Here is a 21,522-nt window from a genome sequence, read left to right on the forward strand (position 1 = left end):
TTTTGGAAACCAATTTATTCAACGATTTCGATTCCCTTTCCTCAAAACAATGGAAACAACAAATTCAATTTGAACTAAAAGGTGCAGATTATAACGAAACCCTAGTTTGGGAAAGTGCAGAAGGTATTAAGGTTAAACCATTTTATCACAAAGACGAAGATTACAAAAAAACAGCAATTACTACCGAAGCATCAAAAGTAAAAATAGTGCAAAATATTTTTGTCTTCGATATCGAAAAATCTATTCGCAAAGCAAATGATTCGATTGCTCGTGGTGCAGAAAGCATTCGATTTACCATCGAAAACGAGGATATAGACCTCACAAAATTATTATCTCAAATTGCCATCGATAAAATTCCAGTTTATCTAAATTTAAAATTTCTGTCGGCAAATTTCATCAAGAAAACAAACGAAATTGCGGTGTCTAAAAACACAATAATTCACTGCTTGATAGATCCAATTCATCAATTGGCTTCAGATGGAAACTGGTTCGAAACAGAAACAAAAGACAATTTTGGAGTATTAAACACAGTCTCCAAAGACTGTAAAAATATTTCTTTTATTAATATAAATGCAACATTATATCAAAATGCTGGTGCAAATATGGTGCAACAATTAGCATATACATTAGCACATACAAACGAATATTTTAATCATATTCAAAACCACCACCACCCCATAACGATCGAAGTTTCGGTAGGAACAAATTATTTCTTCGAAATAGCAAAAATAAGAGCCCTACGCCTACTCTTTAACACCTTAGCAAAAGAATACAACCACGATTTCGATTGCCATATCATTGCAACACCAACAAAACGTAACAAAACTTTATACGATTACAACACCAATATGTTGCGTACCACGACAGAATGTATGAGTGCTATTCTGGGTGGTGCAAACGCCGTTGCAAATTTAGCCTACGACGCTATTTATCACAAAGACAACGAATTTGGCGATAGAATTTCACGCAACCAATTGTTAATATTAAAGAAGGAAAGCTATTTTGATATTGTAAACAACCCAGCCGACGGAACGTATTATATAGAAAATTTAACAGCACAACTTGCAGAAAAAGCCTTACTTTTATTTAAAGAAATTGAAGCCAATGGCGGATTTTTAAAACAACTAAACGAAGGTAATATTCAGAAAAAAATACAAGAAAGTGCGCAAAAAGAACAAGAATTATTCGATTCTGGCAAAGAAATTCTTTTGGGAACAAATAAATATCCGAATAAAAATGACAAAATGAGTCATGATTTAGAGTTATTTCCTTTTGTGAAAATAAAACCAAGAAAAACCTTAATCACACCCATTATTCAAAAAAGATTGGCAGAAAAAATGGAACAAGAACGATTGGAACAAGAAAAAAATAATTAAAAATTATGAAAACTATCTTATCATTTATAGTTCTATTTATATCAATAAACACCTTTTCGCAAACAAAAAAACTAGAAGTAACTGATAACCAATCAGGAAAATCTATATTTTTTCAAGAAGCACAACGTGTAAAAGTAACTACTACAAAAAGAGAGCAACTCGTAGGAACACTAACATTCGAAAATCCCGAAAGCATTACTATAAATGGTATGCCTATACCAATAAACAACATTAATAGTATTAAATATTTCCCTAAAAAAGGAGCAGTCCTAAAAAATATTATTTTAGGAACTGGACTAGGATTAGTAGCTGGATCTGGTATTGCAGCAGCCTTTGGCAACGGAAATGCCTTTTCATTATTTGCCGCAGGAGCTGGAACAACAATTGCTGGCGGACTCATTGGTGGAAACAAAACTTATATTAAACAACGAAGCACATTCAAAATAATTGAATAAAGTAATGCGTAAAAACGTTCAACATATCACATTAGAAAAGGCAGAAACCAAGAGCCAAGAAGCAAAAGGTAAAAGCTACCTAACAGCCGAAGGAATTGAAGTAAAATCTGATTATTCCGAACAAGACATCGAAAATCTCAAACATCTTGATTTTGGAGCTGGCTTTGCACCAAATTTACGCGGACCCTACGCCACTATGTACGTGCGCCGACCTTGGACAATTCGCCAATATGCAGGATTTTCTACAGCCGAAGAAAGTAACGCTTTTTACCGTCGAAATTTAGCTGCAGGACAAAAAGGATTGTCGATAGCCTTCGATTTACCAACACACAGAGGTTACGATTCCGACCACGAACGTGTTGTGGGTGATGTAGGAAAAGCAGGTGTTGCCATAGATTCTGTAGAAGATATGAAAGTATTATTTGACCAGATTCCGCTAGACGAAATGTCGGTTTCTATGACCATGAACGGTGCTGTTTTACCAATCATGGCATTTTATATTGTGGCTGCCGAAGAGCAAGGTGTAAAACCAGCATTGCTTTCGGGAACAATTCAAAATGATATTCTAAAGGAATTTATGGTACGAAATACTTATATCTATCCGCCAACGCCTTCCATGAAAATCATTGCCGATATTTTTGAATTTACGAGCAAGAAAATGCCAAAATTTAACTCTATCTCTATTTCAGGTTATCACATGCAAGAAGCGGGAGCAACTGCCGATATTGAGTTAGCATATACCCTTGCCGACGGTTTAGAATACATTAGAACAGGACTAGCCACAGGAATGAAAATAGATGAATTTGCTCCTCGCCTATCTTTTTTCTGGGCAATAGGAATGAATCATTTTATGGAAATTGCCAAAATGCGAGCAGGAAGAATGATTTGGGCAAAACTAGTCAAACAATTTGAACCAAAAGACGATAAATCATTAGCTTTAAGAACACATTGCCAAACCTCAGGTTGGAGTTTGACCGAACAAGACCCGTTTAACAATGTAGCGAGAACCACCGTAGAAGCTATGGCCGCAGCATTTGGCGGAACACAATCATTACACACCAATGCACTAGATGAGGCTATTGCATTACCAACAGATTTTTCGGCACGAATTGCCAGAAACACACAAATATATATACAAGAAGAAACTAAAATTTGTAAAACTGTCGATCCTTGGGCAGGGAGTTTTTATGTAGAAAGTTTAACCACAGAAATTGCCAACAAAGCTTGGGCACTCATAGAAGAAGTCGAAGAATTAGGTGGCATGACAAAAGCCATAGAAGCTGGAATTCCTAAATTGCGCATTGAAGAAGCAGCAGCCAGAAAGCAAGCTCGTATAGATTCTAGCCAAGATATCATTGTTGGTGTAAACAAATACCGATTAGAAAAAGAAGACCCATTGCATATTCTCGATGTAGACAATCAGATGGTCCGAAAACAACAACTCGAACAATTAGATAAAATAAAAGCAAATAGAAATACAAAAAAAGTTGAAGATTCACTCAAAAAACTAACACTTTGTGCGCAAACTGGCAAAGGTAATCTGCTGGAAATAGCAGTCGAAGCAGCTAGAAACAGAACGACTTTAGGCGAAATTTCGGACGCATTAGAAACCGTTTTCGGACGATACAAAGCACAAATTAAAACATTTAGTGGCGTGTATAGCAAAGAAATAAAAGACGACAAAAGTTTTGAAAAAGCAAAACAGCTAGCCGACAAATTCTCAAAAAAAGAAGGTCGCCGCCCTAGAATTATGATTGCAAAAATGGGACAAGACGGACACGATCGTGGTGCAAAAGTAGTCGCAACAGGTTATGCCGATGTGGGTTTCGATGTAGATATAGGCCCATTATTTCAGACTCCTGCCGAAGCAGCCAAACAAGCCGTAGAAAACGACGTACATATTCTTGGCGTTTCTTCACTTGCCGCTGGACACAAAACACTAGTTCCTCAAGTTATTGAAGAGCTTAAAAAATATGGTCGTGAAGACATCATGGTAATTGTGGGTGGCGTAATTCCCGCACAAGATTACCAATATTTGTTTGATGCTGGTGCCGTTGCTGTTTTTGGTCCTGGAACTAAAATTAGTGAAGCTGCAATTAGCATTTTAGAAATTTTACTAATCGATTAAAAATAATATTTTACTAGCTATTGCAACTAATAATACCACGTTTAAAAAAAGTTGTCAGAATTACACCAATTCCTATTACAGGTCTTAAAAAAATATATCTTAAGTTGATTTCGATTACTATTTTACAGGCAAAAAAGACTATATGCTTAATTTATTTATTTCAGATGTTTAACCAAGAATTACCCTATTATATACTTCGTCAAAAGTACTGATATCTTTTGTCCTGCAATGATTCTTGTAATAATTATGATAACTTTATAAAGATTTGACACTTAGAAAATATTCGAAGCATACACCTAGAATATCGAAAAGCGAAGTGATGACAATAATTACATTTTTGGTTACTTCGCCTTTCGCTATCGGTCGGGTAACTTGCATGGCTTTAGATGCTGTAAATTATTTTATCGTCACTATGTTCAAAAACACATACAAAAATATTTTTCAAATGCAGTTTGTGATACAAATCCTTATAGATTAAGTAAAGTATTCTATTTAGAACTGTAAAAAATAATTTTTCAGAAATGTTTTTGAGAATTTTGGTTCCGTTAGAGAAAAACATCTTTCGAAAATATTAACTTAGATAATTAGAAAAAATGATATTAAAGTGCAATTAACATTTCTTTTTTTAAATAATCTAATGCAAATCTTCCTTCGTTAAACAACAAGTCTAGAATACTCAAATTGTTTATAAAACCCTGTTTCTCCTGAAATACTTGTGTGTAAGAGCTAAAAGTATTGGTGTCTTTTTTGCCGTTTGCTAAAACTCTAAAATCATCTAAACCATTTACTTCATGAAAATATTCAATAGTTTTTTGTGGTGTAAAATCAAGCTTCAAACATTTTGATACAATTTCGATGGTTTCGATATTTAAATCCATCAAGAAAGTATGTTTTTTTGTAAAAATGGGCATCAATGCGTCTTCATAATATTCAAAAAAAGGAGAATTTCTGTATGATGCTTCTAAGGTTTTAAAATGCTGTTTTTGCCAATCGAATGACGTTTCTAACTTTACATCTTTAGTCATTTGCTTGCTATTCGAGTTTTTTACAGGAATATTTAGCATGAAAATGCCATTTGGACTATACAAATACATTCTGTTTCTGTTGGTTTGCTTCTGGAAGTTATCTTCCATCTCAAGAGTAACAGTAGTGGCTTTTGCCATGGCTACAAAATGACTTATAGAAGGAAAATAGGTTGGGTGCAGTAAAATATTCATTCGGTTATTTGTGGATTTGGTTATTTGCTGGCTTCCGTCGATTTATTTACTTGATAGGTTCTAAGGGCATTTAATTTATTGTAATCCTTTCTAAATCTCCACGTAACTTAAAATATTCATTTTCGGAGATAAATTCAATTTCAAAACAAATTATTAATTGATTAAGAACTTCAACAGCTGAACTAAATGCCATTGTGGTAAAATGGGCTTTATCTTTAAAACTGTTCCTTGCAGAACCTTCAGCAATGTTAGAACAAATTGAAATTGATGCTCTTCGTAATTGAGATATTAATCCATACTTTTCATTATCTGGAAACTTGGAAGTTACCAAATAGATTGATTTTGAGAAATTTTTAGATTCAACCCAAACTTCTAATTTTTCAAATGAATAGGTAAACATGATTTTTTACGACTAATTAACAAATAACCGAATTACCCTTTTTTCTTTTTTCTAAAATAATCAAACCCGAACCAGACTACTAAAAGTATTAAGAAATATTTGAAGTAAGAAGTTGGTTGTCCGTCACCGCCCACAGTACAAAACAATCTGTCCCAACGAATTTTGTCGATGGCTTGCGACCATGGTAAATTAGGATCTACACTAAACCAAATAAAAACTGGTTTTCCTACCACGTGATCAAACGGTACAAATCCCCAATAACGACTGTCTTCGGAATTTGGTCTGTTGTCTCCCATCATCCAATAATAATCTTGCTGAAAAGTATAATTTATTGCGGGTTTGTCATTTATAAATATTTGACCCCCTTTTTCTTCTAATTTATTTCCTTCATAAACAGTAATTAATCTTCTGTAAAAAGGTAAAGTTTCTTTGTTTAATGCGACGGTTTTTCCTGCTTCTGGTATATATATTGGACCATAATTGTCGATATTCCAGTTTTGAGTATGCGGAAATACAGCTAAATCTGGTTTTGTATTAATTAATTTTATTACAGATTTTACTCCAGGTATTTGTCTTACTTTAGCCGCTGCTTCATCGGTTACAGCTCTAAACAAATAGGTGTTTTCGCCTATGGCATATACGCCATCTGTAATTTGTAGATCTTGCATGATGTATTTTCCATCAAGAACAGATCCATCGGTAACCACTGTATAAGAATATTGAATTTTTGCTCTCTCTGGAAGAATTAATCGTTTGTTATTAATGTAAACATCTCCATTTTTTATCGAAAGATTATCGCCTGGAATCCCTTGGCAACGTTTTACATAATTTGTTCTTTTGTCTAAAGGCTTGTCTGCATGTCTTTTTGAGGTGTCAAAAAATCTATATACCGTATCATTTGGCCAGTTGAAAACAACAATATCATTTCGCTTTATGGCTTGTAATCCTGGAAATCTAAACGAAGGCAATTGTGGCCAACTAAGGTATGATTTCATTCCAACAACAGGAATACTATCGTGTACCATGGGTAAGGCAATCGCAGTTTTAGGTGTTCTTGCACCGTAATGAAATTTGCTTACAAATAAGAAATCACCAATTAATAAAGATTTTTCTAGCGATGCCGAAGGAATATTAAACGGTTGTAACACATAACTGTGTACCATTGTTGCCACAACTATAGCAAACAATAAAGAACTTACAGTATCTCCAGTTTTTGTTGTTGCAACTAAACTTCTATCGCGTTTGTAAGTTACCTCTTCAAAATAATTGATATAATAAATATATAAACCTAGTGTAACTACACCAAGAATGGTGTCTTTAGTCGTGTTTTTACCAAAACTTCTTAAAGTTTCTACCCAAACAACAATAAACATAATTAAGTTTACGATGGGTACAAATAATAAAGCTGTCCACCATGTTGGACGATTTATTATTTTCATTAAAACGATGGCGTTATACACAGGAATGGCAGCTTCCCATGATTTTCTACCTGCTTTTTCATATAATTTCCATGTTCCTAAATAATGTACTATTTGAAGTATTAGGAAAAATATAAACCATTGTAATATAGACATAATTTTAGACTTTAGATTTGCTTCGTCAGTTCGCTGACGCTCGGGTTAGATTTTAGATTTCTATTGAAACTAAAATTCAAATTTTAGTTTATGTTTTTGTTATTTGTCATTTAACGAAAGGACGTCTTTCATTGTAAAAACACCTTTTTTATTTGCAAGCCATTCGGCAGCGATAACAGCTCCCAAGGCAAAACCTTCACGGTTGTGAGCGGTATGTTTTATTTCTATTTGATCTACATCAGAATCATAAAAAACGCTGTGTGTTCCTGGTACATTTTCTACTCGTTTGGCATCAATATGAACTTCATTTTTAGCAGGATTTTCTAAAGTCCAATTAAGATAATCAGAATTTTCAATAATACCTTTTGCTAAAGAAATTGCTGTTCCGCTTGGTGCATCTAGTTTTTGAGTGTGATGAATTTCTTCCATCGAAACTTTATATTGATTAAATTTTGACATCATTTTTGCCAAATAATTATTCAATTCGAAGAAGATATTTACACCCAAACTAAAATTTGAACCATATATAAAACTTCCGTTTTTCGACGCGCAAAGCGACACCATTTCGTCATAATGCTCCAACCAACCTGTGGTACCACATACTACTGGTATATTAGTATCAAAACATTGCTTTATGTTACAAACAGCGCTGTCTGGTATGCTAAAATCTATGGCAACATCTGCTTTTTCTAGACCTTCATAGTTTGAAGTGCGTCCTTTTTTTAATACAATTTCGTGACCACGTTCTAGAGCAATCCGTTCTATGACTTTGCCCATCTTACCGTAACCTAGTAATGCGATTTTCATTAAAAATTATAATTTAAAGTTACACCTAAATTTTGAGTATAATCTGTATAGTTTTGATAAATGTCTGGTCTAACGGTCAGTTTACCATTTACATTAAACTGATGCAAATGACCATCAACATTAGCGTCAACGATATTTAAAATATACAAGGCAACGGTTACAAGTAACGACAAATCTTTTTGACGCTCAAATTGTTTCTGAGCATCAATCAGTTTTGCTTCGCTTAAATATATCCCGCCAGTATTTTTATTATTAAACGCATCGGTACTTTGTGCACCCAAAAGCAATCGTTCTTTGTAGGCGTCACGGTATTCGTCGTACTTTTGTTTGTTCCAAACGTAAGAATAAATCCCTGTGCCTACTGCTGCAAAAACCAATGGTATTTTCCAATATTTTTTGTTGTATGCTTGTCCTAATCCAGGTAGTAGCGCCGAATAAAATGCTGCTTTAGAGGGGGCTAACGGGTTAATTTTTGTTGTTGTAGTATCTAAAGCAATTCGTCTTAAATCGTTTTGACTAAATCCAGAAAAATTCCCAAAAATAGCAACAACAAATACTGTGTAAAACCAGTTTTTCACTAAGCTTTTATTAGTTTAATAATTCGATTAAAATCTTCTTCAGAATGAAAAGGAATCGTTATTTTTCCTTTGCCGTTTCCAGCTACTTTTACATCTACTTTAGTACCAAAATAATCATTAAATGATTTTTTTTCGTCTTCATTTACATCAAAAGAAGATGTTTTTGTTACCAATTCTGTTTTTTGCTTAAAGCCTTCTTGGTAGTTTTTTACCAAAGCTTCCGTTTCACGAACAGAAAGGTTCTGACTCACGATTTTTTGATAAATATCAGTTTGAACATCATGATTTTCAACATTTATAATAGCACGACCATGCCCCATAGAAATAAAACCGTCTCGAATTCCTGTTTGAATAATTGGGTCTAATTTTAACAAACGCAAATAATTAGCAACCGTCGAACGTTTTTTTCCCACACGATCACTCATTTGTTCTTGTGTGAGCTGAATTTCATCTATTAATCGTTGGTATGACAAAGCAATCTCTATTGGGTCAAGATCATGACGTTGAATATTTTCAACTAAAGCCATGGTTAATGATTCGTTATCATCAGCCAAACGAATATAAGCAGGAACGGTGGTTAAGCCTACAATTTTAGAGGCACGCAAACGACGCTCTCCAGAAATTAACTGGTATTTATTAAATTCAGTCTTACGAACTGTAATAGGCTGTATTACACCTAATTCTCTAATAGACGTAGCTAATTCTTGCAACGAATCTTCGTTAAAATTAGTCCTAGGTTGAAACGGATTTATTTCAATAAGTTCTAATTCTAACTCTATAATATTTCCAACTACTTTATCTGCATTTTTATCATTAACCGAGGTAATCTCATTTTCAGGATCTTTCAATAATGCAGAAAGACCACGTCCCATTGCTTGTTTTTTTGCTAGTGCCATATATTATTTAGCATTTTTTTTAATAATTTCGTGAGCTAAACTTAAATAATTTGCAGCTCCTTTGCTTGTTGCATCATAATTTATAATGCTTTCTCCGTAACTTGGTGCCTCACTCAACTTGGTATTTCTCTGAATAATAGTATCAAAAACCATATTATTAAAATGTTTTTGCACCTCTTCCACCACCTGATTAGACAAACGCAAACGAGAATCATACATGGTAAGCAACAAACCTTCAATATCTAATTCAGGATTGTGTATTTTTTGAACACTTTTTATAGTATTCAATAATTTTCCAAGACCCTCCAATGCAAAATACTCACACTGAATAGGAATTACTACAGAATCTGCCGATGTTAAAGCATTTAGCGTTAGCAAACCCAATGATGGTGCGCAATCTATAATGATATAATCATATTTATCTTTCACAGAAGCCAATGCTTGTTTAAGCATATATTCTCGATTTTCTTTATCTACCAGCTCGATTTCAATAGCTACCAAGTCGATATGAGCAGGAATAACATCTACATTTGGCGACGAACTTTTTATAATAGCTTCTTCGGGCGTATTACTATGTTCTAGTATTTGGTATGTACCAATCTCGACATTTTCTACATCAATTCCTAACCCAGAACTGGCGTTTGCCTGCGGATCAGCATCAATTAATAAGACTTTTTGTTCTAAAACACCTAGAGATGCTGCTAAATTTATAGAGGTTGTGGTTTTACCTACTCCACCTTTTTGATTAGCAATTGCAATGATTTTACCCATTTTATTTTTGAAATTTTGAATCGTAAAAATACAATTTTTTATGAGTATAAGAAATGTTATTTGTTAACAAAATTCAAAATTTTGAAGTTTGCTTGTTTCAGGAGCTAATCCAGCTATTCATTACAAGCTTTTTTCTTCTGTTGTTTTTTTTCAAGCCACAAAAAGAGCTTCTTTCAGTCGCTTTTTTCTGCCAGAAAAAAATACAACAAAATTCAAAAGGCTTTTCATTACTATCTGGGCTAAAAAAAAGAGACCGTTTTTATGATCTCTTTCTAATTCTCGCTATGCTTTTTCAGTAATTTTAACCCATTGAAAGATAATTCAAGTTATCTGTTTTTAACAACATCTAATCATCTATTGTATTTCAAATCAATGTGTTTTTTTTTTACGAATTACACCCAATATATTAATCTTATTTATTCTTTTTTGCTTTAATCATCATCTCTAACATATCCCACATTTCTTTTGGTATTGCAGACAAATCGTTAAATTGTCCAGCACCTTGCAACCACTCGCCACCATCTATCGTTACAACTTCACCATTAATGTATGCCGAAAAATCAGAAACTAAATAAGCCGCTAAATTAGCTAATTCTTGATGCTCGCCATTTCGTCGCAACGGAACTCTCTTCGAAGTATCAAATTTTTCGGCAAGATCACCAGGCAACAATCTATCCCAAGCGCCTTTTGTAGGAAAAGGCCCTGGCGCAATAGCATTCATACGGATTCCGTATTTTGCCCATTCTACGGCCAAACTTCTAGTCATGGCAAGAACACCTGCTTTTGCAGTAGCACTTGGCACCACATAAGCAGAACCTGTCCAAGCATAAGTAGTAACAATGTTTAGCACATTACAATTGGTTTGTTTTGCTTCTATCCAGTGTTTTCCGAAAGCCAATGTACAGTTTTTTGAACCTTTTAGAACGATATCTATTACAGTATCGAAAGCATTTGCCGATAATCTTTCTGTAGGAGAAATAAAGTTTCCTGCAGCATTGTTTAGCAACACATCTACACGACCAAAAGCCTTTAAAACTGCCGCCAACATTGCTTCTACTTGGTCATAATGACGCACATCACATTGCAAAGGCAAGCATTTTCCACCTGTTTCAGTTTCTAATTCTTTGGCTGTATTTTGCAGTTTTTCTAAATCACGAGAAGTAATGGCTACTTTTGCCCCTAACTCTAGAAAATATTTTGTCATGGCTTTGCCTAAACCACTTCCGCCACCTGTTACTACAATTACTTTGTCTGAAAGCGCATTATCACGGAGCATTTTTTCTGAAAAATTCATAGTTTTTTATTTTGATTTTCAAATGTAGTAAAAATATTTATTATGCACGCATAGCAATAGTAAAAATCACACTGTTTTTAATATGATTTAAACTTTGTTTTTTTATCCTATCTCTTTTTAATTGGAAAGGAATTTAGAAAACAGACTATCTTATTATTAAAACTGTAGTTTTTTTGCTTTCTGCTCTGTTTTGAAGTTTTTTATTCTAGCTTCTTTATTATTATCCGTTGGGCCTAATTAATAAAGAACCCATTGTTTTAAATTACAAACCAGATAAATACATAGAAAAAAAGAGTTAGACAAACCAATTCTTGCTCACAAAGCTATATTTACTGTAAGAAAGTAAAAAATCTTGATCAAACACAATAAAACATGTGGTAATATGTTATCAAAAAACAAATAAATTAAGCTACATCTAACGGATTTTTCTTGTAAAAAACACACTCTAAAAAGAGCTAAATTCTATTAATTACCTCCTTTTTATGCGTTAGAGATAGTTCACTTGGTTTTATTGTAAATTAAAATCTGGTAAAATTCGTTTACAAAAAAATCTCATCTCTTGTACTAACAACCAACTATTGGAAAATTAAACAACATTTTTTTCAACTACCTAAAATTAGCGACATACTAAACTACCTAAACACTTATAGCTAAAAACTCGACACGAACACTTCCGTCCTCATCTATTTTTGTTAGATTTATTTCTTGTAGTGTATTTACCAATTCCGGATTCCAAGGGGCTTTTACCTTAATGTAATTTTCTGTAAATCCGTGAATGTAGCCTTCTTTATTTTCACTTTCAAAAAGAACAGTTCTGTTAGTCCCTAATTGGCTTTCGTAAAAAGCACGACGTTTCTTAACTGAAAGTCCTCGCAACATTTTACTTCTTTTGTTTCTAACATTCATTGGCACAACGCCATCCATAGTAGCTGCTTCGGTATTATCCCTTTCTGAATAGGTAAAAACGTGCAAATAAGAAATATCCATTTCGTTTAAGAAATTGTAGCTTTCTAGAAAATGCGCCTCGGTTTCGCCTGGAAACCCAACAATAATATCTACACCAATACAAGCGTGTGGCATGACTTGGCGAATATTAGCAACCCTATCTGTATATACTTCTCGCTGGTAACGGCGTTTCATTTTTCCTAGAATTTCGTTACTTCCTGATTGCAACGGAATATGAAAATGTGGTACAAATGTTCTGCTTTTAGAAACAAAATCGATAGTTTCGTTTTTTAGCAAATTGGGTTCTATTGATGAAATTCTTAATCTTTCGATTCCTTTTACCTTATCTAATGCTTGTACCAGATCTAGAAAAGTGTGTTCGTGTTTTTTGTTACCAAACTCGCCTTTTCCGTAATCGCCAATATTTACGCCTGTTAGCACAATTTCTTTAATGCCTTGCTTAGAAATATCGGAAGCATTTTTTAGAACATTTTCTAAAGCATCACTGCGTGAAATTCCTCTAGCCAAAGGAATTGTACAATAGGTACATTTGTAATCGCAACCGTCTTGTACTTTTAGGAAAGCACGAGTTCTGTCGCCAATCGAGTAACTTCCTACGTAGAAATCAGCTTCTTCAATCTCGCAAGAATGCACTTCGCTCCTATCGTTTTTAGATAAATCGTTTATATAATCGGTGATTTTAAATTTTTCGGTAGCACCTAGAACTAAATCTACACCATCAACAGCGGCGAGTTCTTCTGGTTTCAACTGAGCATAACAACCCACGGCAGCAACAAATGCTTTGTCGTTGAGCTTCATTGCTTTTTTTACAATTTGTTTAAATTGTTTGTCGGCATTTTCTGTTACCGAGCAGGTATTAATGACATACATATCGGCAATTTCTTCAAAATCGACACGATCGAAACCTTCGTCTTGAAAATTTCTTGCAATGGTTGATGTTTCTGAGAAATTTAATTTACAACCTAAAGTGTAAAAGGCTACTTTTTTTCTGTTTTCCATAAGATAGCTCAATGAATGAAATCGTTGTCAAAAAATTGAGAATGCAAATTTAATCACAAATTTTGTGATAATAAAAATATTAGAAAAAATAAACCGCAGAGGCGAAGATTTAATATCAATCTGCCAATTTTCGGTAAAATAATATTTTTAAGTTATTCTTTTCGCCATTTTTTTGTTTGCTCAAAAACGCACTCTAAAATCCTTGCGTCTTCTTCTGTAAAATCTACATGACGGCGTGACATGACTACTTTAGCTACTTCGAAAGCTTTTTTAGTAATATAAGTGGCAAACCCTGAAGCGCCTCCCCAAGAAAAACTGGGTACAAAATTGCGAGGAAATCCTGAACCAAAAATATTTGCAGAAACTCCAACTACCGTTCCTGTATTAAACATCGTGTTTATACCACATTTGCTGTGATCACCCATCATCAGCCCGCAAAACTGCAATCCCGTCTTTGCAAAACCTTCGGTTTCGTAACTCCACAATTTTACTTCTTCGTAGTTGTTTTTTAGGTTAGAATTATTACTGTCTGCACCAATGTTACACCATTCTCCAAGCACTGAGTTTCCTAAAAACCCGTCGTGTCCTTTGTTAGAATAACCAAACAATACCGAATTATTTACTTCGCCACCAATACGACAATGTGGTCCAACGGTGGTTGCACCGTACACTTTTGTAGCTAATTTTACTTGTGCTTCTTCACACAAAGCAAATGGTCCACGAATTACGGAACCCTCCATGATTTCGGCATTTTTTCCTATATAAATTGGTCCTGTTGATGCGTTTAGAGTTACAAATTCTAGTTTTGCGCCTTCTTCTATAAATATGTTTTCGGGCGAAATTACATTGACACTTTTAGGAATTCGTTGTGAGATTCTTCCTTGGGTAATTAATTCGAAATCTTCACGAATAGCGAGATCGTTTTTCTGAAAAATATCCCAAGTATGCTCTATTGTAAGACAATCATCGTGGTATTCTATGATTTGATAAGTATCAAAATCAATCTCTTCTTGACTATCTTCTGTAAAAAAAGCGATAACTTCTTCTCCTCTAAAAATGGCTTGATTGGCCTCTAGATTAGAAACCATTTCAGATAAGATTTCGTTTGGTAAAAAAGAAGCATTTATCATTACGTTTTCTTCTAATTCTACCATTGGAAATTTTTCCGACAAATATTCTTCGGTTAAAGTTGTTGTGGTAGATCCTAAATATTTTTCCCATTTTTCTCGAATGGTCAAAATTCCGACACGAATATCGGCAACTGGTCGTGTAAAAGTAAATGGTAATAAAGCATTGCGAACGGTTCCGTCAAAAAGTATGTAGTTCATTTCAGATTTCAGATTTCAGATTTCAAGCCAAAATAAAACTTAAAACCATTTATTATATTTTGTCAAAGTTACAAAGATTTGAATAGGAATGAAAATAAAAAAACCTTCCGAAGTGGAAGGTTTTTTTTGTATAATAATAAACAAGCTATTATTTAGCGTGTTTAGCGTATTTAGTTTTAAATTTGTCGATACGTCCTGCAGTATCAATAAGTTTAGATTTACCTGTATAAAAAGGGTGAGAAGTTCTAGAAATCTCCATTTTAAATACTGGATATTCAACACCTTCGTGTGTAATTGTTTCTTTAGTTTCTACTGTAGATTTTGAGATAAAAACGTCTTCGTTAGACATGTCTTTAAATGCAACTAATCTGTAATTTTCTGGGTGAACTCCTTTTTTCATGGTACTCTTTTTATTGATGGCTGTGTGTTATTTTGCTGCTTTTACAAAAAAGGTATAAATACAACACAACTTTTTGTTGATATTTTTTTTTATTTCAGGTTGCAAATGTACAACTAATTTTTAAAAAATCAAACAATCATATACCTTTTTTTTTAAAAGTCACAAAATAGAATATCCTAAAGTCCTGACTATACTTGGTTTTTACTCCCAATAATCATATTATCTTGTGAGTTTGCCTCTTTATGGCTTTTGATCTTATGACTTTATAACTTTCAAGATTGAATGTATTGTATAATTCTTATATTTGTACATTAATTTAAACTCAAACTACTATGAATGAAATAGTCAAAAAGAACGGAATAAATTACGGAATAATAACTGGTGTACTTTCTGTACTTACTACAACATTAATATATGTTATTGATTTAAAATTATTTACTTCAACATGGCTCGGTTTTTTAAGCATTGCTATTTATATCATTATTGGTGTTGTTTTGCTTTCTAAAACTAGAAAAGATTTTAAAGGAAGCTTGGCTTTTAAAGATGCTTTTACTACGTATTTTGTTTCGGCAGTAATTGGAATTCTTATTTCGGTTGTTTTTAATATTATTTTATTTAATTATATTGATCCTTCTGCAAAGGCTACCATTAAGGAGCTAACAATGAAATATACTGTAGAAATGCTCCAGAAATTTGATACGCCAGCAAAAGTCATCAATGAAACTATTAAATCATTAGAAGAAAACGACCAATTTGCTCCATTAAAATTATTACAAGGATCTGTATTTAGTATTATTTTTAGTGCTTTATTCGGTCTTGTTCTTGCTGCTTTTTTCAAAACTAAATCATCATTCCCAAAATAGTGAATATATCTATCATAATCCCTTTACTAAACGAGCAAGAATCGTTGCCAGAATTAACTTCATGGATTGAAAAAGTCATGCTTGAAAATAATTTCGCATACGAAGTTATTTTTATAGATGATGGTAGTACTGATGCTTCTTGGGAAACTATAAGCCAATTATCTAGCAAAAATTCGAATATAAAAGGTATCCGTTTTTTTAGAAATTACGGAAAATCTCAGGCTTTGCATGCTGGTTTTGCAAAAGCTCAGGGCGATGTTATTATCACTATGGATGCCGATTTGCAAGACAGTCCTGACGAAATTCCTGGATTGTACAATATGATTGTTAGCGACAATTACGACTTGGTTTCTGGTTGGAAAAAGAAGCGTTACGATAATGCGGTTACTAAAAATTTACCGTCAAAATTGTTTAATGCTGCGGCTAGAAAAACTTCGGGCGTGCGTCTTAATGATTTTAATTGCGGCTTGAAAGCTTACAAGAATGTTGTTATAAAGAACATAGAAGTTTCGGGCGAAATGCACCGTTACATTCCTGTTTTGGCAAAAAATGCTGGTTTTAGTAAAATTGGCGAAAAAATCGTAATTCACCAAGCTAGAAAATATGGGGAATCTAAATTTGGTATGAGTCGTTTTGTAAATGGTTTTCTGGATTTAATTACCATTTGGTTTTTGTCTAAATTTGGCAAAAGACCAATGCATCTTTTTGGTGCTTTGGGCACAATTATGTTTCTAATTGGTTTTTTGAGCGCAGGTTATATTGGAATTTCTAAACTAATCAAGTTGTTTTATTTACATGAAGATACTATTTTAGTAACCAATAATCCTTGGTTTTATATTGCCCTAACTACGATGATTATTGGAACGCAATTTTTTCTTGCAGGTTTTCTGGGGGAAATTATTTTGAGAACTAAGAATAATGAAGAAAGATATAAGGTTTCGAAAGAGATAAATTTGTAAATATCGAATAACTTTAAACTTATATTTTCATCATAAATCAATACAAGATCAGAGTGATTATAACATAGTAATTAATTTAACTAATAAAGGATAACATATGGCGGTTTGTATAGAGTGTAATAAAGCTGGCGCAAATGTATGGAGGACTGTAATGACCGGTTACGCATCGAAAGGTTCTACTAAATATTACGGAAAAAGATTAGTTTGTGAAACTTGCGCTTGGGAAATAGATAAAAGAGAGCATGATAAAAACAGACGTAATAATATCATAATATTGGTTATATTAGTGATAATAGCAATACGATTATTCCCCTTAGTTACAAATTTAATAAGTACAAAATTAAGAAAGGATGACTTTCAAGATGATAAAATAAACACGGCACACACTACGAATGGATTGAACATGAGAGCACATCCTACTAAATATTCAACTTTATTAATTTCAATTCCAAAAAACACAGAGATTGACTTACTAAAAAGTAGGGGCGATAATTTTGAGAATAAGAATTGGGCAAGAATTGAATATAAAAATAGAGAAGGCTACGTTTTAAAAAAATATTTGGAAGAGAATTAATAAAATTTGAAATGATTTGAAGTCAATTCAAAACATTATTTTTTAGCTTATAAGAACATTCTTGAAAATAAATTCAAGAATAAAAAAACTTAGGTTTAATTATACGACTATTAGCCCCGATTGCAGTGGAAAGCTTTTTGAAATCTCGTTACATTTTTTCTTGCTAAAAAAGAGCGACGGTAGGAGCTCCTTTTTTTGCTTAGAAAAAAGTAACCGAGAGGAAAAAACTTGTAACGAAAAGCGGGAAATAGCTCCTAAAAAAAATAAAAAATGAATATACCACAAAATATATTAGATGCCGTAAATGTTTGGCTTACGCCAACGTTTGATAGTAAAACGCAAGACGAAATTAAGGAAATAATGACCTCATCGCCTAAAGAACTTGAAGATTGTTTTTATAAAAATCTCGAATTTGGTACTGGCGGAATGCGTGGCATTATGGGGGTTGGCTCCAATAGAATTAACAAATATACGCTAGGCAAAAATACGCAAGGTTTGTCTGATTATTTGCACAAATCGTTCCCAAACCAGGAAATAAAAGTGGCCATTGCTTACGATTGTCGTCATAATAGTGATTCGTTGGCAAAAGTGGTTGCTGATGTTTTTTCGGCAAATGGGATTAAGGTTTTCTTGTTTTCGGATATGCGACCTACGCCCGAATTGTCTTTTGCGGTAAAATATTTGGGGTGCCAAGCCGGAATTGTACTCACCGCTTCTCATAATCCGCCAGAATATAATGGTTATAAAGTGTATTGGGAGGACGGAGGACAACTGGTTCCGCCACAGGATAAGGAAATTATTCAGGTGATTGATGCGCTAAATTATGATCAAATAAAGTTTGATGCCAACGAAAACTTAATCGAATATATTGATGTAAAAGTGGATGATGCTTTTATAAATTCGACTATTGAAAATGCAAGTTTTAAAACATTGGCAAGAGCCAAAGAAAAATTAAAAATTGTTTTTACCTCTTTGCACGGAACTTCGATAAAACTAATTCCTGATGTTTTAGAAAAAGCTGGATACAAAAATGTAGAAATTGTTGCTGAACAAGCGATTCCAGACGGGAATTTCCCAACGGTAAAATCGCCTAATCCTGAAGAACCTGAAGCTTTGACAATGGCAATGGCTCTGGCTGATAAAACCAATGCCGATATTGTGATAGGCACAGATCCTGATTCCGATCGTGTAGGGGTTGCGGTTAGAAATACCCAAGGTAAAATGGTTTTGCTAAACGGCAACCAAAGTATGGTCGTGATGACAAACTTCCTGCTAGAGCAATGGAAAAAACAAGGCAAAATTACTGGAAATGAATTTATAGGATCTACGATAGTTTCTACCCCTATGATGCTCGAATTAGCATCGGCTTACGGGATTGAATGTAAAGTGGGATTGACTGGTTTTAAATGGATTGCCAAGTTTATTAAAGATTTTCCGAATCAGAAATTTATTGGTGGTGGCGAGGAAAGTTTCGGCTTTATGGTGGGCGATGCGGTTCGTGACAAAGATGCTGTGGCTGCCACACTTTTGGTTTGCGAAATGGCGGCTCAAGCCAAAGAAAACGGTAGTTCGCTATATGAAGAATTACTAAAATTATATGTAGATTTTGGTTTTTATAAAGAACATTTAATTTCTATTACCAAAAAAGGAATTGAAGGTGCCAACGAAATTAAACAAATGATGGTAAATTTGCGTGAAAATCCTTTGAAAGAAATAAACGGCGAACGTGTCGTATTTATCGAAGATTACCAGAATTTGACCGCCAAAAATATATTTACCAATGAGATAGAAACGCTAAACATTCCGAAATCAAATGTATTAATTTACTATCTTGAAGACGGAAGTAAAATTTGTGCCCGCCCAAGTGGTACCGAGCCTAAAATTAAATTTTATTTTAGCGTAAATTGCACCGTAGAAAATATTTCGGAAGTTACCGAAGCTGAAAATTATTTAGATAACAAAATAAAAAACATCATTGTTTCAATGAACTTAAACTAATGGATAACAATATAAAAAAAATATTTCCTTTTGTAAAGCCATACAAAAATCATGTTGTTTGGAATATCTTCTATAATATTCTTTACGCTTTATTTAGTACACTTTCATTTATTGCACTAATGCCAATGATGCAGGTGCTTTTTGAAACTACAAAAGCAGTAAACAAAAAACCAATCTGGACTGATATTTGGGATATTACAAAATACGGCAAAGAATTATTGTACTATAATATTACGCTTTTAGACAAAAAAGACGCTTTAATTTTAGTTATCATTCTAATTATTTTTACTTTTTTCTTTAAAAATATTTTTAATTATTTGGCCTCCTACCACATGATGCATTTGCAAAACAATGTGTTGAAAGATTTGAGAATTCAGCTTTTTGAAAAAATTATTTCTTTACCAATAGGCTTTTATTCCGAACAACGAAAAGGAGATGTCATGTCTAGAATGTTAGGAGATGTAGGTCAGTTTCAGAATACTTTTTTTGTGGTTTTAGAACTCATAGTAAGAGAACCTCTAACTATATTGTTTACCATCATTGCCATGTTTAACATTAGTGTAAAATTGACATTGTTTGTTTTTCTTTTTATCCCAATTTCAGGATTTATCATATCCAGATTAGGAAAAAACTTAAAAAGCAAATCTAATAAAGCACAGGCAGAATCAGGTTTTTTTATATCTATTCTTGAAGAAACTTTGGGCGGAATGAAAGTCGTAAAAAGCTATAATGCCGAAAATACGTTTACCAAAAAATTTACAGATTCGATAATGAGAATGATAAAATTATCTACCAGTATTGGAAATAAAAACAACTTAGCATCACCATTAAGCGAATTTTTAGGAATTGTAACCATTGCCATTTTATTATGGTATGGAGGTAAAATGGTTTTGGTTGATCACACTTTAGAAGGTGCGGTTTTTATAGTATATATGGCATTAGCATACAACATATTAACTCCTGCAAAAGCAATTTCAAAAGCTTCTTATTCGGTAAAAGCTGGTATGGCTGCAGCCGAAAGAGTTTTAGTTATCTTAGAACACGAAAATCCAATCAAATCAAAAGAAAATGCTATTGAAAAAAATACTTTTGAAGACAAAATTGAAATCAAAAACATTAATTTTCGTTATGAGGAAGAAAATGTATTGAAGAACTTTACCATTACAGTTCCTAAAGGGAAAACTATCGCTTTGGTTGGACAATCGGGTTCAGGAAAAAGTACCATTGCTAATTTATTAACTCGTTTTTACGATGTAAATGAAGGAAATATAACTATTGATGGTATTGATATAAAAGACATGAAACTCGAATCACTTCGTGGTTTGATGGGATTAGTTACGCAAGATTCTATCCTTTTTAATGATACTATAAAAAATAATATTCTTTTAGGCAAAGAAAATGCAACTGACGAAGAAGTTATTGAAGCACTAAAAATAGCAAATGCTTATGAGTTTGTCATGAATTTGCCAAACGGAATTGAAACCAATATTGGCGATGCCGGAAACAAACTCTCTGGCGGACAAAAACAACGTTTGTCTATTGCTCGTGCAGTTCTCAAAAATCCTCCAATCATGATTTTAGACGAAGCTACGTCAGCATTAGATACCGAAAGCGAAAAATTTGTTCAAATTGCATTAGAAAACATGATGCAAAACAGAACTTCGATTGTAATTGCCCATAGATTATCTACTATTCAAAAAGCAGATAATATTATTGTCATGAAAAAAGGAGAAATTGTAGAACAAGGAACACATACAGAGCTTTTAGCGCTAAACGGAACTTATTCGAACTTGGTAACCATGCAAAGTTTCGAATAGATTGTTAGACGCCTTAGATTTTTAGATTAAAAAAAATAAAATTCGTAAACATAAACAATTGAAAAAGTTTAATACCACTTAATCTTTAAAAATACTGGAATATTTATGGACTATATTGTCAT

20 protein-coding genes are annotated in these 21,522 nt (G+C 33.3%); 9 read left to right on the plus strand and 11 right to left on the minus strand.

Going from position 1 to position 21,522, the window contains the following annotated elements:
• The first annotated feature begins 2 nt into the window (after positions 1 to 2).
• The 4 genes from B0A57_RS06725 (at position 3) to B0A57_RS12225 (ending at position 4,437) form a co-directional block, all read left to right on the plus strand.
• On the plus strand, positions 3 to 1,376 hold the full coding sequence (locus B0A57_RS06725; RefSeq protein WP_038466191.1) for a methylmalonyl-CoA mutase subunit beta: 1,374 nt from the start codon (positions 3 to 5) through the stop codon (positions 1,374 to 1,376).
• Between the two features lie 5 nt (positions 1,377 to 1,381).
• Positions 1,382 to 1,831: a glycine zipper family protein gene (locus B0A57_RS06730; RefSeq protein ID WP_034097536.1), complete on the plus strand. Its 450-nt coding sequence runs from the start codon at positions 1,382 to 1,384 to the stop codon at positions 1,829 to 1,831.
• 4 nt (positions 1,832 to 1,835) lie between these two features.
• Positions 1,836 to 3,959, plus strand: coding sequence for a methylmalonyl-CoA mutase (gene scpA, locus B0A57_RS06735; protein ID WP_011963261.1), 2,124 nt, complete (start codon positions 1,836 to 1,838; stop codon positions 3,957 to 3,959).
• Positions 3,960 to 4,278: 319 nt separating this feature from the next.
• Positions 4,279 to 4,437, plus strand: a complete 159-nt coding sequence (locus B0A57_RS12225; protein ID WP_162180611.1) for a hypothetical protein — start codon at positions 4,279 to 4,281, stop codon at positions 4,435 to 4,437.
• A gap of 121 nt (positions 4,438 to 4,558) precedes the next feature.
• On the opposite strand, the gene B0A57_RS06740 is transcribed toward B0A57_RS12225, so the two are convergent.
• The 11 genes from B0A57_RS06740 to B0A57_RS06790 form a co-directional block, all read right to left on the minus strand.
• Positions 4,559 to 5,176 (minus strand): WbqC family protein, encoded by a 618-nt coding sequence (locus tag B0A57_RS06740; protein ID WP_011963263.1) that lies wholly within the window; start codon positions 5,174 to 5,176, stop codon positions 4,559 to 4,561.
• 70 nt (positions 5,177 to 5,246) lie between these two features.
• On the minus strand, positions 5,247 to 5,576 hold the full coding sequence (locus B0A57_RS06745; protein ID WP_034097533.1) for a four helix bundle protein: 330 nt from the start codon (positions 5,574 to 5,576) through the stop codon (positions 5,247 to 5,249).
• A 32-nt stretch (positions 5,577 to 5,608) separates the two neighbouring features.
• On the minus strand, positions 5,609 to 7,150 hold the full coding sequence (gene lepB, locus B0A57_RS06750; RefSeq protein ID WP_011963265.1) for a signal peptidase I: 1,542 nt from the start codon (positions 7,148 to 7,150) through the stop codon (positions 5,609 to 5,611).
• Positions 7,151 to 7,249: 99 nt separating this feature from the next.
• Complete coding sequence (gene dapB, locus B0A57_RS06755) at positions 7,250 to 7,957, minus strand: 4-hydroxy-tetrahydrodipicolinate reductase (protein ID WP_011963266.1); 708 nt, start codon at positions 7,955 to 7,957, stop codon at positions 7,250 to 7,252.
• On the minus strand, positions 7,957 to 8,535 hold the full coding sequence (locus B0A57_RS06760) for a DUF5683 domain-containing protein (RefSeq protein ID WP_034097531.1): 579 nt from the start codon (positions 8,533 to 8,535) through the stop codon (positions 7,957 to 7,959). Before B0A57_RS06760 ends, dapB begins: the two co-directional genes overlap by 1 nt.
• Entirely contained in the window at positions 8,535 to 9,431 is an 897-nt protein-coding gene (locus B0A57_RS06765) for a ParB/RepB/Spo0J family partition protein (protein ID WP_011963268.1), read from the minus strand. The genes B0A57_RS06760 and B0A57_RS06765 overlap by 1 nt, the downstream gene beginning before the upstream one ends.
• 3 nt (positions 9,432 to 9,434) lie before the next feature.
• Positions 9,435 to 10,202, minus strand: a complete 768-nt coding sequence (locus tag B0A57_RS06770) for a ParA family protein (protein WP_011963269.1) — start codon at positions 10,200 to 10,202, stop codon at positions 9,435 to 9,437.
• A gap of 412 nt (positions 10,203 to 10,614) precedes the next feature.
• Complete coding sequence (locus B0A57_RS06775) at positions 10,615 to 11,496, minus strand: SDR family oxidoreductase (protein ID WP_034097527.1); 882 nt, start codon at positions 11,494 to 11,496, stop codon at positions 10,615 to 10,617.
• Between the two features lie 636 nt (positions 11,497 to 12,132).
• Positions 12,133 to 13,461 carry a tRNA (N(6)-L-threonylcarbamoyladenosine(37)-C(2))-methylthiotransferase MtaB gene (gene mtaB / locus B0A57_RS06780; RefSeq protein WP_034097524.1) on the minus strand — a complete coding sequence of 443 codons (1,329 nt, stop codon included), beginning with the start codon at positions 13,459 to 13,461 and terminating at the stop codon, positions 12,133 to 12,135.
• Positions 13,462 to 13,613: 152 nt separating this feature from the next.
• Positions 13,614 to 14,789: a GlmU family protein gene (locus tag B0A57_RS06785; protein WP_011963272.1), complete on the minus strand. Its 1,176-nt coding sequence runs from the start codon at positions 14,787 to 14,789 to the stop codon at positions 13,614 to 13,616.
• Positions 14,790 to 14,937: 148 nt separating this feature from the next.
• Entirely contained in the window at positions 14,938 to 15,189 is a 252-nt protein-coding gene (locus B0A57_RS06790) for a type B 50S ribosomal protein L31 (protein WP_011963273.1), read from the minus strand.
• A 332-nt stretch (positions 15,190 to 15,521) separates the two neighbouring features.
• Here B0A57_RS06790 and B0A57_RS06795 point away from each other — a divergent pair, with 332 nt between their 5' ends.
• The 5 genes from B0A57_RS06795 to B0A57_RS06815 all read left to right on the plus strand — a co-directional run bounded on the left by B0A57_RS06795 (position 15,522) and on the right by B0A57_RS06815 (position 21,400).
• On the plus strand, positions 15,522 to 16,052 hold the full coding sequence (locus B0A57_RS06795; protein ID WP_011963274.1) for a DUF4199 domain-containing protein: 531 nt from the start codon (positions 15,522 to 15,524) through the stop codon (positions 16,050 to 16,052).
• A complete protein-coding gene (locus B0A57_RS06800; protein WP_034097522.1) occupies positions 16,052 to 17,011 on the plus strand; it encodes a glycosyltransferase family 2 protein in 960 nt (319 codons plus the stop codon). Before B0A57_RS06795 ends, B0A57_RS06800 begins: the two co-directional genes overlap by 1 nt.
• Positions 17,012 to 17,108: 97 nt before the next feature.
• Positions 17,109 to 17,585, plus strand: coding sequence for an SH3 domain-containing protein (locus B0A57_RS06805; protein ID WP_038466184.1), 477 nt, complete (start codon positions 17,109 to 17,111; stop codon positions 17,583 to 17,585).
• A gap of 270 nt (positions 17,586 to 17,855) precedes the next feature.
• Entirely contained in the window at positions 17,856 to 19,583 is a 1,728-nt protein-coding gene (locus B0A57_RS06810; RefSeq protein WP_034097520.1) for a phospho-sugar mutase, read from the plus strand.
• The gene (locus tag B0A57_RS06815) at positions 19,583 to 21,400 is read left to right on the plus strand and encodes an ABC transporter ATP-binding protein (RefSeq protein ID WP_034097518.1); all 1,818 of its coding nucleotides are present in this window, start codon (positions 19,583 to 19,585) and stop codon (positions 21,398 to 21,400) included. Before B0A57_RS06810 ends, B0A57_RS06815 begins: the two co-directional genes overlap by 1 nt.
• Positions 21,401 to 21,522 lie beyond the last annotated feature (122 nt).

Source organism: Flavobacterium psychrophilum DSM 3660 = ATCC 49418 (assembly GCF_002217405.1).
Classification (GTDB): Bacteria; Bacteroidota; Bacteroidia; order Flavobacteriales; family Flavobacteriaceae; genus Flavobacterium; species Flavobacterium psychrophilum.

Coding starts and splice junctions, on each gene's coding strand:
- B0A57_RS06730 (WP_034097536.1), top strand. CDS start 1,382: ATGAAAACTATCTTATCATTTATAGTTCTATTTATATCAATAAACACC.
- scpA (WP_011963261.1), top strand. CDS start 1,836: ATGCGTAAAAACGTTCAACATATCACATTAGAAAAGGCAGAAACCAAG.
- B0A57_RS12225 (WP_162180611.1), top strand. CDS start 4,279: ATGACAATAATTACATTTTTGGTTACTTCGCCTTTCGCTATCGGTCGG.
- B0A57_RS06740 (WP_011963263.1), bottom strand. CDS start 5,176: ATGAATATTTTACTGCACCCAACCTATTTTCCTTCTATAAGTCATTTT.
- B0A57_RS06745 (WP_034097533.1), bottom strand. CDS start 5,576: ATGTTTACCTATTCATTTGAAAAATTAGAAGTTTGGGTTGAATCTAAA.
- lepB (WP_011963265.1), bottom strand. CDS start 7,150: ATGTCTATATTACAATGGTTTATATTTTTCCTAATACTTCAAATAGTA.
- dapB (WP_011963266.1), bottom strand. CDS start 7,957: ATGAAAATCGCATTACTAGGTTACGGTAAGATGGGCAAAGTCATAGAA.
- B0A57_RS06765 (WP_011963268.1), bottom strand. CDS start 9,431: ATGGCACTAGCAAAAAAACAAGCAATGGGACGTGGTCTTTCTGCATTA.
- B0A57_RS06770 (WP_011963269.1), bottom strand. CDS start 10,202: ATGGGTAAAATCATTGCAATTGCTAATCAAAAAGGTGGAGTAGGTAAA.
- B0A57_RS06775 (WP_034097527.1), bottom strand. CDS start 11,496: ATGAATTTTTCAGAAAAAATGCTCCGTGATAATGCGCTTTCAGACAAA.
- mtaB (WP_034097524.1), bottom strand. CDS start 13,461: ATGGAAAACAGAAAAAAAGTAGCCTTTTACACTTTAGGTTGTAAATTA.
- B0A57_RS06785 (WP_011963272.1), bottom strand. CDS start 14,789: ATGAACTACATACTTTTTGACGGAACCGTTCGCAATGCTTTATTACCA.
- B0A57_RS06790 (WP_011963273.1), bottom strand. CDS start 15,189: ATGAAAAAAGGAGTTCACCCAGAAAATTACAGATTAGTTGCATTTAAA.
- B0A57_RS06795 (WP_011963274.1), top strand. CDS start 15,522: ATGAATGAAATAGTCAAAAAGAACGGAATAAATTACGGAATAATAACT.
- B0A57_RS06805 (WP_038466184.1), top strand. CDS start 17,109: ATGGCGGTTTGTATAGAGTGTAATAAAGCTGGCGCAAATGTATGGAGG.
- B0A57_RS06810 (WP_034097520.1), top strand. CDS start 17,856: ATGAATATACCACAAAATATATTAGATGCCGTAAATGTTTGGCTTACG.
- B0A57_RS06815 (WP_034097518.1), top strand. CDS start 19,583: ATGGATAACAATATAAAAAAAATATTTCCTTTTGTAAAGCCATACAAA.